A 13843-nucleotide genomic window follows, 5' to 3' on the forward strand; every position below is an offset into this window, starting at 1 on the left:
CTGGCTCAAATCTCGTTAATTTTCCCTTTTGGCGACACGTCCCTTCCATGATTTCGCCCCATCTTTCCGGCCTCTTGCACGCAAAAGGTGAGAGGATGGGCAAAGATGATTTATGCAGCGCGCTCTTTATTCCTGGTGGGGACCGGGGTGCTCGTGTTCGGGACGGTCTGGGCCGTTGCGATCTGGAAAGATGTGGTCGTCCTGCTTCCGGATTTCTGGGATCAGCCTTTTACGGCGATTTCTCTGATGGCGATTGGCGGCGCTCTGTCGTGGATCGGTAAACGCCTCGGCGGCGATGTCATGGACGAGGCCAGTCCGATGACGGAATTCGGGGCGGACGTCTCCGGTGCGATGGACTTCGTCAAACACAACCTCGGCCTGTTCAAGCGCCGCAAGGACGCGCCGCGGGATCCCTCGGAGGTGCGCCGGGATGCGGATCTGAGGATGCAAGCCTACAGCGATATGCTGGAGGAGGCGCCCGCCGAGCTGCATCAGCCACGCATGGAACCTGCATCGCCCGCCTCGCGCGCCACGGACAGGACCCGTCCCACCGATCCGGCCAAATTGCAGATCCCGCCGGAGCAGCGCAGCGCATTGGTTGCGCAACTGCTGGCTGGCGGGGTGAAGGCGGCGGAGCGCTTCATGGCGGAGGCGGGCACGGCGGCCGCGGATGCGCCGCGCGGGCCGGATGAGGCCGGCCGCCCCGAAGAGCGCGACTTTTCCGCTGCCGATCTGGACCCCCAGACGCCGGTGGCGTTCCAGTCCGGCCGTGTGAAGCTTGTCGCGCAATTCCCGCAGGTTCCCACGGATAGCTGGATCGGCGGCGGTCCGATGTTGCCTGAGGGCGTGGCGTGGCCGGAGATTGGCGGCAAGCCAGCGAGTTTCTACGCGCAGATTGCCTTGTCCGACCTGCCCGAAGATCTGTGGGGCGGGCTTGGGCCGCGTGAAGGCTGGATGGTGATTTTCGCGGCAGATGAGCCGAGCACCGAGGTCGTGGTCCTGCACACGCGCGAGCGCGGCACGACGCGTCAGGCGCCTGAGGAGGCGGATTACTACTTCCGGCTCGAGTCCGGCGAGGAGGCGCTTTCGGCGCTGATCGGGCCCGAGGCGCTGATGCCGCCGCGCTGGTATCTGAGCGTGGTCGAGGATGACGGGGCAGGGCGTCCCGATCTGTGCAGCCGGTCGGCCTTTGACGCGCTTCTGGAAAAGCCGACCATGACCGACCCCGGTTTCCTGCCCTTCGATTGGGTCACCACGGTGGCCCTGGTGGATGCGGTGGACGCGATCCTGGAGCGGATGATCCGCCGGGCGCTTGCGGATGCCGAGGCGGGCGATCCGGAGAAGGCGGCGGTTGCCGAGGCCATGAGCGGGATGCTGGCCCGGGTGCGGCGGCTGTCGGACAAGGTCGAGGCGCGGGCGGAGGTTGCCGATTTCAGTGATCGCGATTGTGCCAAGGTGATCGGCGCCCTTGCCAAGATGACCAACGCGGGCTGGCTGAGCGAGGCCGCCCGCGCGGAGGGGCGCAAACCGATCAGCCTGCTGCAGTACCAGGGCTTCAAGCGCTATCGCAAGCTGTATGAGGCGCAGGCCCGTCGCACCTATTGCGCCGATCCCGAGGCGTTGCCCGAGGCCACGTTGCAGCGGCTGATTCCGGTGTGGCAGGCCGAGGCGGCGCGGGAGGCCTTGTTTGTCGGCAACGCCGAGGACGATGCGGCGCAGGAGAGGCTGCCGGTGGATGCGCCCTGTCTGCTGCTGATGCCCCCAAGCATGCTGACGGGTTGGCAGATCGGGGATGTGTCGCGCTGGGCCTTGCAGATTGCGCCGCGGGATCTGGCTATGGGCAGGTTCGAGAATGCCTTTGCCGAAAACGGCCATGGGGCGTTTTGGGATACGTGAGGGTCATGGCCGAACGGCGCGGCTTTCCCGTCCCGGTCTATTGCGGATTTGCCGGCGGGCGGGCGCGCCGCTCGATCAGAACCGAGCCGACCGAATAGCCGGCCCCGAAGGAGCATATCACGCCGCGATCGCCCTCGGTCAGATCGTCGGAATGTTTGGAAAACGCGATGATCGACCCGGCAGAGGAGGTGTTGGCGTAATCCTGCAGGATGTTCGGCTGTTCTTCCGGCTCCGGTGTGCGCCCGAGGACCTTCCTGCCGATGAAATCGTTCATCGTCTTGTTCGCCTGATGCAGCCAGAGGCGTTTGAGATCGTCCGCCTCCCAGCCTTCGGCGTGCAGGTGCGCGGCGATGTGGGAGGAGACGAGGGGCAGCACTTCCTTGAAGACCTTGCGCCCGTTTTGCATGAACTGCATGTCGCGGCGGTCTTCCATCTGGTCATGGGTGCGGCGCAGGAAGCCGTCGTTGTTGCGGATGTTGTTGGAAAACTGTGTAGCGCAGCGGGTGGAGAGGATGTCGAAGCGCGGGCCTTTGGCTGCCTCGGATGGTTCGATCAGCACGGCCGTTGCCACATCGCCGAAGATGAAATGGCAATCGCGGTCACGCCATTCGAGGTGGCCGGAACAGATCTCCGGGCATACCACCAGCGCCGCCCTGGCGCTGCCCGCGCGGATCATGTCGGAGGCGGCCTGGATGCCGAAGGTTGCGGAGGAGCAGGCCACGTTCATGTCGAAGGCAAACCCGCCCGCGCCGAGCAGCTGCTGGATCTCGATGGCAATGGCCGGGTAGGCGCGTTCGTGATTGGAGGCGGCACAGATGATCAGGTCAATGTCCGTGCCGCTGCGCCCGGCCATGGCGAGGGCCTTTTGCGCCGCATCGAGGGCCATTTCGGCCATGATGCCCGGGGCTTCATCGGGACGCGCGGGCAGACGCGGATACATGCGGGCCGGGTCGAGCACGCCATCCTTGTCCATGACAAAGCGTTGTTCGATGCCGGAGGCATTCAGGATGAAGTCGCTGCTTGAGGGGCCCATGGGTTCGGCCTCGCCCGCGGCGATGGCTTCGGCGTGTTCGGCGTTCCAGCGCTCGGCATAGGCATTGAACGCCACGACAAGTTCATCGTTGGTGATGACCTGCGTGGGGGTGAAGACCCCGTGTCCGGTGATGGCGGGCTGATACATGGCGGATCCTCCTGTTCTGAGGACGCTTACGGACCTTGGCAGGAAGGTCAACCGGCGGCGTTGCGGAACTTCGGCGGCCTTCTGTGCGTTTTTGGATAAAGGAGGACGTTATGGACCGCTTATCTCTCTACCTCACGATGATGAGTGCCACCGGCATCGCCGGGGCGTTTGTGATCGGGTTTTTCACCTTCGGTTGGTACACGTGGCAGGCCATCGCGATGTCTGTGGTCATCGGCGCCTTGACCGGGTGGCCGGCAGCGAAGCTGGTGTCGCGCTACATCAAGGACAATGATCCGCTGCACAATCCGCCAAAAGGCGCGAAAGACCATAGCCTGATCCCGAGCCCGAACGCACCGGAAGTCTAGTGCATTCTGGCGCCGCTGGGGACGGTCTGATCCGGCGAAATCAGCACCACGGCGTTATCGCTGTCCATGGCCCCGAGGACGAGCACTTCGGACATGACTGGCCCGATCTGGCGCGGCGGGAAGTTGACCACGGCCATGACCTGCTTCCCGATCAGCGCCTCGGGCATGTAATGCGCGGTGATCTGGGCGGAGGATTTCTTCTCGCCAAGCTCCGGGCCGAAATCGATCCAGAGCCTGATCGCGGGTTTGCGGGCCTCCGGAAACGGCTCGGCGCGGGTCACGGTGCCGACGCGGATGTCGACCTTCAGGAAATCATCAAAGCTGATCTCAGCCATTGGCCAGCTCCCGCGACCGGTGCGCCGCGGCAGCGACGGTCTTGCGGAGCAGGGGCGGCAGGCCGCTGTCCTCATGCATCAGCACCTCCAGCCCGGCCTGCGTGGTGCCATTCGGCGAGGTCACATTGACGCGAAGCTGGCTTGGCGTTTCCTCCGCCTGCATGGCCAGCGCACCGGCGCCGGCGACGGTGGCCTTGGCCAGTTGCATGGCAAGCGCGGGCGCGAGACCCTGCGCCTCGCCGGCCTTGGCCATACATTCGATCATGTGAAAGACATAGGCCGGACCGGAGCCGCTGAGGCCGGTCACCGCGTCCATCTGCTGCTCGCCTTCAAGGCGGACGACCGCGCCGATGGCGGTCAGCAGATGCTCGGTCAGGTCGAGCTGCGCCGCCGAGGTGTGCGGGTTGCCGACAATCGCGGTGATCCCCTGGCCCACGGCGGCGGGGGTATTGGGCATGGCGCGGACAATCGGCGTTTGCGCGCCAAGCGCCGCTTCGAGCGTGGCCAGCGTGGTTCCGGCGGCGACAGAGACAAACAGCGTCTCGCCATTGCCAAGGGCTGCCAGTGTAGGCAGCGCGTCGCCCATCATCTGCGGTTTCACGGCCAGCAGCACAACCGCCGGCGCGTCCGGCACGCCCGCGTTCACATGCACGCCCTGCGTTATCACCCAATCGCTGGGATGCGGGTCGAGCACCCAGACCGAGGTTGCAGGCAATCCCCGCGCAAGCCATCCGGCAAGCATCGCCGACCCCATCTTGCCACATCCCAGCAGCACCAGACCTTTGTCTGCGACAGCACCTGTTTGCATATCGAACACCCTTTCCAGTTTGCGCGCAGGCTACGCAGACACAAAGAGCGCCGCAAGCCGCAGGCGCTCTTTGTGCTTCTTCTCTTTCCAAATACTCCGGGGGTGAGGCTCGCAGAGCCGAGGGGGCAGCGCCCCCTGACCGGTTCGGATCAGGCGCGCCCGTAGGCTTCCGCGATGGCAACCTGCAGGGAATCCGCCGCGCTGCGGTCGGTCCAGCTCATCAACTGGAACGCCGGGTAATAGCGTTCGGCCGAGAGCACCGCGGCAGAGATCAGCGTGTCGATCTGCTCGGGGCTGGCGATCTGGCCGCCGGACAGGACAAGCCCGTATTTGTAGACCATCAGCTGCTGTTCGGCCCAGAAGCTGAACGCCCCGGCCCAGCATTGATCATTCACCGCGTTCAGCCCTTCGTAAAGTGTCGCAAGGCGATCCTCGGGCGGCTCGAATTCGAAGGTGCAGATCAGGCGCAGCGTTTCATCGTAATGCGACCAGGCAAGGGTGATCGAATAGGTGCGCCACTGGCCCTCGACCGCCATGGCGATCTGATCGTCCGCGATGCGGTCGAAATCCCAGTCATTGTGAGATGCGATGTGCTCGACGATGTCGATCGGGTGAATGTCATCGTTCAGGTAATGCTCGGACAGGGCCATAACCGCCACCTCTTTGATTGCGTGCGTGCGGCGAATTCGCCCCTAGCACTAGCTGCCTGATCAAGGGGCTGGGGCCATGTCCAGCACCCTTACCAAATATGGTGAAGGGCAATGAGTCATGTGTAAAGTCATATTTTGGGGATAACCCCAATTACTTGTGGATGGAGCGGCGGCGGCATCAGGATGTGGGCATTGTGTCAATTGCCTGCGCCAGCGACCGGGCAAAGAGGGTCTGCGCGCGCGAGGGGGCGGTTTCCGGGCGTGTCATCAGGCCAACCGGTCCGCTCGTCAAGCTCAGATCAAGCGGCAGGAGGGCGAGGCGCCCCTCGGTCACGTCCCGCGCCACCACCCCTTCGGAGATGAACCACAGCGCATCGGATCCGGGAACGAAGTTGCGCCCGAACGCGCCGGAGACGCAGGCGATGCTGCGGGGAAAGTCCGGCACGCCGAGGGCCAGCCGCCAGCGGTCCAGCAGGGGGCGGATCGCCGCGCCTTCGGGCGGGTAGAGGATCGGCCAGCCCGCGAGGGCCTCGGGCGCGGGGGGCGCGCCTTGCAGCAGCGGGTGGGTCGGATCGCAGCAGCAGACCACGCGCTCCTGGTAGAGTTGGGTGAAGGACAGCCCCTGCATCATTTCCGGCGTGCCCATGCGGCCGATAACCATGTCGAGCGCGCCGCTGCGCAGATCGGCGGTGAGCGCGCCATGCGCGCCGTCGCGCAGCACCAGCCGCGTGTCGGGGGCCATGCGCAGAAACAGCGCCACGGCGCGGGGCATGAGCCGGGCGGCGACAGAGGGCAGCGTGCCGACCTTGAGCCGGTCGCCCGCGCCGGCGCGGATCGCGCTCACCCCGTCGACCCCGCGGCGCAGGGCGGCGAGGCCCTGCGTGGCGAATTCCAGAAAGACCTCGCCTTCCGGGGTCAGCGCGGTGCCCGCCCGCCCGCGCTCCATCAGCCGCGCGCCGAGGACGTCTTCGAGTTCCTTCAGGGTCTTGGACAGCGCCGGTTGCGACAGGTTCAGCGCATCGCAGGCGGCCTTCAGCTGGCCATGGTGGGCAATGGCCGCGAAGGCCTCGATATGGCGCAGCTTGATCCGGCGGTCGAGCATTCAGTTATCCGTATGGTTAATCAAATCGGTGATAATGTCATTTTACATGGGCCAATGGTTCAGTGTCTACTCCGGGAAAGACTTGGGAGGGGATCAGATGAGAACGCAGGTTTGCATCATTGGCGGCGGGCCGTCGGGGCTGTTGCTCAGCCAGCTTTTGCATCGCAGGGGCATCGACACCGTTGTGCTCGAACGCAAGACCAAGGCCTATGTCCTGGGCCGCATTCGTGCGGGCATTCTTGAGACGGGCATGATGGCGTTGATGCGCGAAGCGGGCGTCAGCGATCGGTTGGACAAGGAAAGCTATGTCCACGACGGGACGGTGATTTCCTTTGAGGACGAACAGTTCGGCATCAATTTCAAGGCGTTGATCGGCAAGACCGTGGCGGTTTACGGCCAGACCGAGGTGACCCGTGATCTGTACGAAGCGCGCGAGGCGATGGACGGCAAGATCGTGTTCAACGTCGAGGGTGTGCAGATCCATGGCGCGGACAGTGACGCGCCCTTCGTGACCTATTCGGCGGATGGTACGGAGCAGCGGATTGACTGTGATTTCGTGGCGGGCTGTGACGGCTTTCATGGGGTCAGCCGCCAGGCAATGCCACTGACGGTGCGCCGCGAGTACGAAAAGATCTATCCGTTCGGTTGGCTCGGCATCCTGTCGGAGACGCCGCCGGTGCATGAGGAGCTGATCTATGCCAGTTCGCGGCGCGGCTTTGCGCTGTGTTCGATGCGGAATGAGAACCTCAGCCGGTACTATATCCAGTGTTCACTCTCGGAAAGCCCGTCCGACTGGACCGATGCGGCGTTCTGGGAAGAGCTGAGACGGCGGATACCGACGGAGGCGGCGGAAAACCTGATCACCGGTCCCTCCATCGAGAAGAGTATTGCGCCGCTGCGCTCCTTCGTGACGGAGCCGATGCGCTGGGGGCGGCTGTTCCTGTGCGGCGACGCGGCGCATATCGTGCCGCCGACCGGGGCCAAGGGGCTGAACACGGCGGCGAGCGACATTCATTACCTCTATCACGGTATGGTGCAGCATTATCTTGATGGCGACAGCGAGGGGCTGGACCGCTATTCGGAGAAGGCGCTGGCGCGGGTGTGGAAGGCGGAGCGGTTCAGCTGGTGGATGACCTCGCTGCTGCACCGGTTCCCGGATCAGTCGGAATTCGATCTGAAGATGCAGAGGGCGGAGATCGACTTTCTGCGCAGCAACCACGCCGCGCAGGTCGCGATGGCGGAGAATTACGTCGGGCTGCCGTACTGAGCGCGCGAAGGAGGAAAGACCATGACCACCCGTTATGACACTGGCATGACCGTCCGCCGCGAGGTTCTGGGCGATGCGCATGTGGATCGGGCCGAGGCGGCCAAGACGCCGCTGGATGGCCCGTTCCAGGAGATGATCACCGAGACCGCCTGGGGCAACCTTTGGGCCAACGACCGCATTTCGCGGCGCGAGCGATCCATGCTGACGCTGGCGCTGCTGGCGGCCTGCGGCAATTTCGAGGAGATCCCGATGCATGTTCGTGCCGCCACCCGCACGGGGACGAGCCGGGAGGACATCATGGAGGCCTTTCAGCACGTTGCGGTTTACGCCGGCGTGCCGAAAGCCAATCATGCGATCAAGCTGGCCAAGCAAACCTGGGCCGAGCTCGACGCGTGAGCCAGAGACAGACACCGGAAACGCGCACAGGTCCGGACCCGAGGAGGAGAGACGACATGTCGACACCCGCAGAATATTACCAACGAGACCGCGAGTGGCATCCGCCCGCGTACACGCATGATTACAAGACCTCCGTGGCGCGCTCGCCGCGTTACTCGCTGATCAGCCTTGAAAATACCGTCTCCGAGATCACCGGTCCGCGTTTTGGCCATGGCGATATCGACCCGCGCGACAAGGATATGCTCACCAACTATGCCAAGCCGGGCGAGAGCGCGATCGGCGAGCGGATCATCCTGCACGGCCGGGTTCTGGACGAGAACGCTCGTCCGGTGCCGCACACGCTGGTCGAGGCGTGGCAGGCCAACGCGGGCGGGCGCTACCGCCACAAGAAGGACACCTACCTGGCGCCGGTCGATCCGAATTTCGGCGGCTGCGGGCGGACGATCACCGACGAGAACGGCTACTACTTCTTCCGCACGGTCAAGCCCGGGGCCTATCCTTGGAAGAACTGGGTGAACAACTGGCGCCCGGCCCATATCCATTTGTCGATCTTTGGCCATGCCTTCGCGCAGCGGCTGATCACCCAGTGCTATTTCGAGGGCGACCCGCTGATCGCCAAATGCCCCATCGTGAAGACGATCCCCTCGCAGGAGGCGGTCGACAGCCTTGTCGCGGCGCTCGATCTGAATGCCACGATCCCGCTCGATACCATCGCCTACAAGTTCGATATCGTGCTGCGAGGACGCCGCTCGACGCTGTTCGAAAACCGTCTGGAGGGGAATTGATCCATGGTGCAATCTCTGAACTACCTCAAGGAAACACCGTCCCAGACCGCCGGACCCTATGTCCACATCGGCCTGGCGCCAGGGGCGGCAGGTTTTGATATCTATGAGCAGGAACTGGGCAAGGACATCGCCGGACCGAATGCCGGGGGCGATCGCATCCGCGTGGAGGGTCTCGTCATCGACGGCACCGGGAGCCCGGTGAAGGACGTGCTGCTGGAGGCGTGGCAGGCCAATGCGGCGGGCGTCTATGCGCACCCGGAAAGCAGCGGCGAGGTCGAAGACGGCTTTCGCGGTTTCGGCCGGGTGATCACCGACTTCGAGACCGGCGAATGGGCGTTCGACACCATCAAGCCGGGTTGCGTGCCGGGCCGCAACGGCACCATGCAGGCCCCGCACATCAACCTGTGGATCGTGGCGCGCGGCATCAATGTCGGCCTGAACACCCGGCTCTACTTCGAGGATGAGGCCGAGGCGAACGCGAAGGACCCGGTCATCACGTCCATCGAATGGGAAAAGCGCCGCGCCACCTTGATCGCGACGCGCAGGGAGCGGGACGGTCAGCCGGTCTACCGTTTCGACATCCGCCTGCAAGGCGAGGACGAGACGGTGTTCTTCGACCTCTGATCCCCGGGCCCACGCGGGGGCGGCCGCGCGCCGTCCCTGTTTCTTCTCTTTTCAAATACTCAAAATTGCGCGGGTGGGGTCTCCGGCGCGGGGTCTGCCCTCTTGAACCTGACCTCCCGTAGCGCCAAAGTCCGCGCGAACACCGAAGGAGCCTCCCCCATGTCAAAACCCTGCATCATCTGCGTCGCCATCACAGGGTCCGTCCCGCGCAAGGCGGATAATCCGGCGGTGCCCGTCACCATCGAGGAGCAGGTAGAGAGCACACAGGCGGCCTTCGAGGCCGGGGCGAGCATCTGCCACGCCCATGTCCGCGACGAAAACGAGAACCCGACGTCGGATCCGGAGCGGTTCGCGCGCTTGGTCGAAGGGCTGAAGAAACACTGCCCCGGCATGATTATCCAGCTCTCCACTGGCGGGCGGTCCGGCGCGGGGCAGGCGCGGGGCGGGATGCTGTCCCTGGCGCCCGACATGGCGTCGTTGTCGGTGGGGTCGAACAACTTTCCGACGCGGGTTTACGAGAACCCGCCGGATCTGGTCGATTGGCTGGCCAGCGAAATGCGCACCTATGAGGTGAAGCCGGAGATCGAGGCGTTTGACCTGAGCCATATCTTCAAGGCCGCCGAGATGAACAGGGACGGGCGCATCCCCGGCAAGCTGTATGTGCAGTTTGTCATGGGTGTGAAGAACGCCATGCCCTGTGACCGTGAGGTGTTTGACTACTACATCAAGACGGTGCAGCGGCTTGCTCCGGAGGCGGAGTGGTGCGCGGCGGGCATCGGGCGGCATCAGGTCGAGGTTAACGAGTGGTCCATCGCCGCCGGCGGGCACACCCGCACCGGGCTGGAGGATAATGTGCGCTGGGACAAGACCACGCTGGCCCCGTCGAATGCGGCGCTGGTCGCGCGGGCGGTGGAGCTTTGCGAGAAGTACGAACGTCCGGTGGCGAGCTGGCAGCAGGCCCGCGAGATCCTTGGGCTGCGGGCTGCGGGGTAAAACCCCGCCCTACGGCCTGTCGCGCCTCAGGACATCGGGGCGGGATCGAAACAGGCGGTTTGCACCTGTGGCACCGAGCCGGGCGGCAGCACTTCAAAGCTCAGCTCCAGACGCTTGCCCCGATCGTCGATCACCGCGAAGGTCCATGTGCCCTGCACCATCTCGTACGGCTTTTCGAAGGTGAAGAGATTGAGCGCGGGCGCGCCCGGCGTCAGCGGGGCGCTCCAGCTTTGGGTGGTCACGCCGCGTTTGCCGAGCGGCGGGTGCGTGACGCTCATGCGCGTACCGTGGCTCGTCTCGCCCTCGGGCAGCAGGATGCGCAGGCCGAAGCTCAGGCCGAGATGTGCGGGGACGCCGGTGGTGGTGACATCGAAGGCGCGGGATTGGTCGATGCTGTTGATCACGCCGCTTTCGGTGAGCGGGGCCTGGCGCTGGCCATCGGTTGTGATCTCGCAGATCACGCCGAATTCGACCAGCTCAATGGCGGCGGCGGGGGAGGCGAGGAGGAGCAGGGCGGTGGCAAGACGGATCATGGCTTTGGGTATCATGCCGGGCGGATAGAGAGGAGTGACATTCGGACTTTCGGCAAGGGCGCGCCGAAGTCTTTCAAAGACTTCGGTCCGGAAATTTCGCAAATTTCCAGTGCCGGATAGAAACCGGGGCCTCGATGCCAGCCTGCCCTTGACAGCACGCAGTACAATGCGGAGCGCAGGGCCGTTCTGGACAGAGCGATGAAACCCAGCCGGTTTCCGAAGACTTCCTCGAGGCTGATTGCCATGGATGCCTGCTGTCGGGAGGTTTAACTGAAAAACTCTGCGGGCCGAAATTCACCTCAAAATTTTGGAACATAAATCTCGAAGAGCGAACTCTGAAAAAGCGCGTTTGGACAGAGCCTCCGTGGCGGGGCGATGGTCTGCCGAACTACCTCTCCGCGTCTGGACATCGACTTATTCAACACAATCGGGACTTTCCTGCCGTTCGCTGCGAGCGTGACATGAAACGTCCCGTGTCGCCTGTGTGCTGAAAGCAGGAAGTCGGGAATACATGTAGATTTGCGATGGGCCGCGGGTGTTCGGCATGCCGCTCTGCGATCTGTGTTTGTCGTAAACCGAATGGCATTGCCGACGAGACACGCTACACAGGAAAAGGGTCGATGCCTTCGCAGCTCGGCGTTCCCATTGATTTTGAACAACGAAAGTTCAGGCAGGTGAAGAAACTCGGTCTCGATGCTACCGACATCCGTATTCTCGCTGCGGTGCAAAGCCACGGCCAGCTGAGCAAGACCCGGCTTTCCGAGATAGTGAATATCTCTGCCACGCCGTGCTGGTCCCGACTGGATCGGCTCAAGGCCGAGGGATACATTCGCGGCTACCATGCGGATATTGCGCTGGACCGGTTGTGTGACTTTACCCAGGTCATTGTCACAGTATCACTGAACAGCCACCGCAAGAGGGACTTCGAACGGTTCGAGGCTTGGGTGATGCAACATGACGCCATTACGGAGTGCGTGGCGACCGGGGGGGGAATGGACTACGTCATGAAAGTGGTCTCTCGGACCGTGGCGGCCTTCCAGGACCTGATGCAGGACATGTTGGAGGCCGACCTGCCGGTCGAAAGATACATGACCTATTTCGCGACACGGGTGATCAAGGCCACCCGCCCGAACGTCGCCAACCTCGTAGGCAAAGTGCCGCAAGACCGAACGTTCTGAAACCTGCCAGAAATTCAGCCTGAACAGTCCACGATCTGCCCGTTTTTCAGACCACACTCTTCGAGATTTGCCGACTAAATAAGCGCATCATTCACCGTGTCCCGGGCCGCCAGTCCGGGTTCCAGCAAGGGCACAGCGACATGCACGCAGACGAGTTTGGTTTTGGCACGCAGATCCGGAAATCCCCCTATTTCGACGCCACCGTTCGGTGGGGAGCAAAAGGTTTTTCCGTTTACAATCACATGTATATTCCGCGCGACTTCGGCGATCCCGAACAGAACTTCTGGAACCTCGTGAACGACGCGATCCTGTGTGACGTGGCCGTGGAACGGCAGGTGGAGATCACCGGGCCGGATGCGGCGCACTTCGTTCAGATGCTGACGCCGCGCGATCTGTCCAAGATGGCCGTGGGTCAGTGCAAATACATCCTGATCACCAACGCCCAAGGCGGCATCCTGAACGATCCGATCCTGCTGCGGCTGGCGGAAAACCACTTCTGGATCTCTCTGGCCGACAGCGACATCTTGCTTTGGGCGCAAGGGGTGGCGGTGCATTCGGGTCTCGACGTCCATATCTGCGAACCCGACGTGTCGCCGCTGCAATTGCAGGGTCCGAAATCGGGCGAGATCATGACCGCGCTTTTCGGCGAAGAGATCATGGATCTGAAATACTACTGGCTGCGCGAACTCGATCTGGACGGTATCCCGCTGATCGTCTCGCGCACCGGCTGGTCGTCGGAACTGGGCTACGAGCTGTATCTGCGCGACGGGTCGCAGGGCGACGCGCTGTGGGAACGCATCATGGCGGCGGGCATGGAATTCGGCCTGAAGCCCGGCCACACCTCGTCGATCCGCCGGATCGAGGGCGGCATGCTGTCCTATCACGCCGATGCGGACATCAACACCAACCCGTTCGAGCTGGGTCTCGACCGTCTGTGCAACCTCGACATGGAGGTTGAGTTCATCGGCAAGGCGGCGCTGAAGCGCATCCGCGACGAGGGCATCACGCGCAAGCAGGTTGGTCTGATCATCGACTCCGATCCGCTGCGTGGGCCGAATACGACTTTCTGGCCGATCAACCGCGATGGCACGCAGATCGGTCAGGTGACGTCTGCTGTCTACTCGCCCCGGCTGGAGCGAAACATCGCGCTGGCGATGGTCTCGGTCGAGCACGCACATATCGGCATGCAGCTTGAAGTCGTTCTGCCGACCGGCCCGACCACGGCGACCGTGGTGGACCGTCCCTTCTTCGATCCGAAGAAATCGCTGGCGGCTGCCTGATGTCGCTGGCCATCGACCTGCACTGGCATCGGGGCGGTTCTGACCTGATGCCGGGACAATATTCCGCCGCGCATCGGGTGTCTTACGGCAACCGCTTTGACATCGACGTGGACGCCGCCCCCGACTGGGGCGGTGATCCGGGCCATACCAACCCCGAGCAGGCATTGGCCTCTGCCCTGTCGAGCTGCCACATGATGACCTTCCTTGCGCTTGCGGCGAAGGCGGGCTGGCCTGTGGCGGGCTATTCCGACCACGCCGTCGCGCACTTGGGCAAGAACCCGCGTGGGCAAATGTCGGTCACGCGCATCGACCTGCATCCGGTGGTGCGCTTCGACCCCGGCTTTGCCGTCACGGACGTGGCACTGGCCCAGATGCAGGACCGCGCGCATCGCTATTGCTTCATCGCCAACACTTTGGCGGACAGCGTCGAAATCAACATCTTCTGAGGTTG

17 protein-coding genes are annotated in these 13843 nt (G+C 63.5%); 10 read left to right on the top strand and 7 right to left on the bottom strand.

Features of this window, described 5'->3' with window-relative positions:
• The first annotated feature begins 105 nt into the window (after nucleotides 1-105).
• The gene (locus ACN2XU_RS17020; RefSeq protein WP_419411653.1) at nucleotides 106-1896 is read left to right on the top strand and encodes a DUF1963 domain-containing protein; all 1791 of its coding nucleotides are present in this window, start codon (nucleotides 106-108) and stop codon (nucleotides 1894-1896) included.
• Between the two features lie 37 nt (nucleotides 1897-1933).
• Here the strand turns inward: ACN2XU_RS17020 and ACN2XU_RS17025 are convergent, their stop codons facing one another.
• Nucleotides 1934-3076, bottom strand: coding sequence for a beta-ketoacyl-ACP synthase III (locus ACN2XU_RS17025; protein WP_419411654.1), 1143 nt, complete (start codon nucleotides 3074-3076; stop codon nucleotides 1934-1936).
• 110 nt (nucleotides 3077-3186) lie between these two features.
• Here ACN2XU_RS17025 and ACN2XU_RS17030 point away from each other — a divergent pair, with 110 nt between their 5' ends.
• Nucleotides 3187-3441, top strand: coding sequence for a hypothetical protein (locus ACN2XU_RS17030; protein WP_419411655.1), 255 nt, complete (start codon nucleotides 3187-3189; stop codon nucleotides 3439-3441).
• On the opposite strand, the gene ACN2XU_RS17035 is transcribed toward ACN2XU_RS17030, so the two are convergent.
• The 4 genes from ACN2XU_RS17035 to pcaQ form a co-directional block, all read right to left on the bottom strand.
• Nucleotides 3438-3776, bottom strand: a complete 339-nt coding sequence (locus tag ACN2XU_RS17035) for a tRNA-binding protein (RefSeq protein ID WP_419411656.1) — start codon at nucleotides 3774-3776, stop codon at nucleotides 3438-3440. The genes ACN2XU_RS17030 and ACN2XU_RS17035 overlap by 4 nt on opposite strands.
• Complete coding sequence (proC, locus tag ACN2XU_RS17040; protein ID WP_419411657.1) at nucleotides 3769-4584, bottom strand: pyrroline-5-carboxylate reductase; 816 nt, start codon at nucleotides 4582-4584, stop codon at nucleotides 3769-3771. The genes ACN2XU_RS17035 and proC overlap by 8 nt, the downstream gene beginning before the upstream one ends.
• Before the next feature lie 149 nt (nucleotides 4585-4733).
• Nucleotides 4734-5234 carry a type III secretion system chaperone family protein gene (locus tag ACN2XU_RS17045; protein ID WP_419411658.1) on the bottom strand — a complete coding sequence of 167 codons (501 nt, stop codon included), beginning with the start codon at nucleotides 5232-5234 and terminating at the stop codon, nucleotides 4734-4736.
• 178 nt (nucleotides 5235-5412) lie between these two features.
• Complete coding sequence (gene pcaQ, locus ACN2XU_RS17050) at nucleotides 5413-6336, bottom strand: pca operon transcription factor PcaQ (protein WP_419411659.1); 924 nt, start codon at nucleotides 6334-6336, stop codon at nucleotides 5413-5415.
• A 97-nt stretch (nucleotides 6337-6433) separates the two neighbouring features.
• On the opposite strand from pcaQ, the gene pobA reads away from it, so the two are divergent.
• From pobA to ACN2XU_RS17075, 5 genes are all read left to right on the top strand, one after another.
• Nucleotides 6434-7603: a 4-hydroxybenzoate 3-monooxygenase gene (pobA, locus tag ACN2XU_RS17055; RefSeq protein ID WP_419411660.1), complete on the top strand. Its 1170-nt coding sequence runs from the start codon at nucleotides 6434-6436 to the stop codon at nucleotides 7601-7603.
• A 21-nt stretch (nucleotides 7604-7624) separates the two neighbouring features.
• The gene (gene pcaC / locus ACN2XU_RS17060; RefSeq protein WP_419411661.1) at nucleotides 7625-7999 is read left to right on the top strand and encodes a 4-carboxymuconolactone decarboxylase; all 375 of its coding nucleotides are present in this window, start codon (nucleotides 7625-7627) and stop codon (nucleotides 7997-7999) included.
• A 56-nt stretch (nucleotides 8000-8055) separates the two neighbouring features.
• Nucleotides 8056-8784 (top strand): protocatechuate 3,4-dioxygenase subunit beta, encoded by a 729-nt coding sequence (gene pcaH, locus ACN2XU_RS17065; protein ID WP_419411662.1) that lies wholly within the window; start codon nucleotides 8056-8058, stop codon nucleotides 8782-8784.
• Between the two features lie 3 nt (nucleotides 8785-8787).
• Nucleotides 8788-9408, top strand: coding sequence for a protocatechuate 3,4-dioxygenase subunit alpha (pcaG, locus tag ACN2XU_RS17070; RefSeq protein WP_419411663.1), 621 nt, complete (start codon nucleotides 8788-8790; stop codon nucleotides 9406-9408).
• A gap of 159 nt (nucleotides 9409-9567) precedes the next feature.
• Nucleotides 9568-10401 (top strand): 3-oxoadipate:acetyl-CoA acetyltransferase, encoded by an 834-nt coding sequence (locus ACN2XU_RS17075; protein WP_419411664.1) that lies wholly within the window; start codon nucleotides 9568-9570, stop codon nucleotides 10399-10401.
• 26 nt (nucleotides 10402-10427) lie between these two features.
• Here the strand turns inward: ACN2XU_RS17075 and ACN2XU_RS17080 are convergent, their stop codons facing one another.
• Both ACN2XU_RS17080 and ACN2XU_RS17085 read right to left on the bottom strand, forming a co-directional pair.
• Nucleotides 10428-10934: a DUF3859 domain-containing protein gene (locus tag ACN2XU_RS17080; protein ID WP_419411665.1), complete on the bottom strand. Its 507-nt coding sequence runs from the start codon at nucleotides 10932-10934 to the stop codon at nucleotides 10428-10430.
• Nucleotides 10935-10945: 11 nt separating this feature from the next.
• Nucleotides 10946-11179 (bottom strand): hypothetical protein, encoded by a 234-nt coding sequence (locus ACN2XU_RS17085; RefSeq protein ID WP_419411666.1) that lies wholly within the window; start codon nucleotides 11177-11179, stop codon nucleotides 10946-10948.
• A gap of 375 nt (nucleotides 11180-11554) precedes the next feature.
• On the opposite strand from ACN2XU_RS17085, the gene ACN2XU_RS17090 reads away from it, so the two are divergent.
• The 3 genes from ACN2XU_RS17090 (at nucleotide 11555) to ACN2XU_RS17100 (ending at nucleotide 13838) form a co-directional block, all read left to right on the top strand.
• Nucleotides 11555-12112: an Lrp/AsnC family transcriptional regulator gene (locus ACN2XU_RS17090; RefSeq protein ID WP_419411667.1), complete on the top strand. Its 558-nt coding sequence runs from the start codon at nucleotides 11555-11557 to the stop codon at nucleotides 12110-12112.
• Nucleotides 12113-12252: 140 nt separating this feature from the next.
• On the top strand, nucleotides 12253-13392 hold the full coding sequence (locus tag ACN2XU_RS17095) for a glycine cleavage T C-terminal barrel domain-containing protein (protein WP_419411668.1): 1140 nt from the start codon (nucleotides 12253-12255) through the stop codon (nucleotides 13390-13392).
• Nucleotides 13389-13838 carry an OsmC family protein gene (locus ACN2XU_RS17100; protein ID WP_419411709.1) on the top strand — a complete coding sequence of 150 codons (450 nt, stop codon included), beginning with the start codon at nucleotides 13389-13391 and terminating at the stop codon, nucleotides 13836-13838. Before ACN2XU_RS17095 ends, ACN2XU_RS17100 begins: the two co-directional genes overlap by 4 nt.
• Nucleotides 13839-13843: the final 5 nt, after the last annotated feature.

Source organism: Pacificoceanicola niger (assembly GCF_048553275.1).
In the GTDB taxonomy this organism is placed as follows: domain Bacteria; phylum Pseudomonadota; class Alphaproteobacteria; order Rhodobacterales; family Rhodobacteraceae; genus Pacificoceanicola.

Coding starts and splice junctions, on each gene's coding strand:
- ACN2XU_RS17020 (WP_419411653.1), top strand. CDS start 106: ATGATTTATGCAGCGCGCTCTTTATTCCTGGTGGGGACCGGGGTGCTC.
- ACN2XU_RS17025 (WP_419411654.1), bottom strand. CDS start 3,076: ATGTATCAGCCCGCCATCACCGGACACGGGGTCTTCACCCCCACGCAG.
- ACN2XU_RS17030 (WP_419411655.1), top strand. CDS start 3,187: ATGGACCGCTTATCTCTCTACCTCACGATGATGAGTGCCACCGGCATC.
- ACN2XU_RS17035 (WP_419411656.1), bottom strand. CDS start 3,776: ATGGCTGAGATCAGCTTTGATGATTTCCTGAAGGTCGACATCCGCGTC.
- proC (WP_419411657.1), bottom strand. CDS start 4,584: ATGCAAACAGGTGCTGTCGCAGACAAAGGTCTGGTGCTGCTGGGATGT.
- ACN2XU_RS17045 (WP_419411658.1), bottom strand. CDS start 5,234: ATGGCCCTGTCCGAGCATTACCTGAACGATGACATTCACCCGATCGAC.
- pcaQ (WP_419411659.1), bottom strand. CDS start 6,336: ATGCTCGACCGCCGGATCAAGCTGCGCCATATCGAGGCCTTCGCGGCC.
- pobA (WP_419411660.1), top strand. CDS start 6,434: ATGAGAACGCAGGTTTGCATCATTGGCGGCGGGCCGTCGGGGCTGTTG.
- pcaC (WP_419411661.1), top strand. CDS start 7,625: ATGACCACCCGTTATGACACTGGCATGACCGTCCGCCGCGAGGTTCTG.
- pcaH (WP_419411662.1), top strand. CDS start 8,056: ATGTCGACACCCGCAGAATATTACCAACGAGACCGCGAGTGGCATCCG.
- pcaG (WP_419411663.1), top strand. CDS start 8,788: ATGGTGCAATCTCTGAACTACCTCAAGGAAACACCGTCCCAGACCGCC.
- ACN2XU_RS17075 (WP_419411664.1), top strand. CDS start 9,568: ATGTCAAAACCCTGCATCATCTGCGTCGCCATCACAGGGTCCGTCCCG.
- ACN2XU_RS17080 (WP_419411665.1), bottom strand. CDS start 10,934: ATGATCCGTCTTGCCACCGCCCTGCTCCTCCTCGCCTCCCCCGCCGCC.
- ACN2XU_RS17085 (WP_419411666.1), bottom strand. CDS start 11,179: ATGGCAATCAGCCTCGAGGAAGTCTTCGGAAACCGGCTGGGTTTCATC.
- ACN2XU_RS17090 (WP_419411667.1), top strand. CDS start 11,555: ATGCCTTCGCAGCTCGGCGTTCCCATTGATTTTGAACAACGAAAGTTC.
- ACN2XU_RS17095 (WP_419411668.1), top strand. CDS start 12,253: ATGCACGCAGACGAGTTTGGTTTTGGCACGCAGATCCGGAAATCCCCC.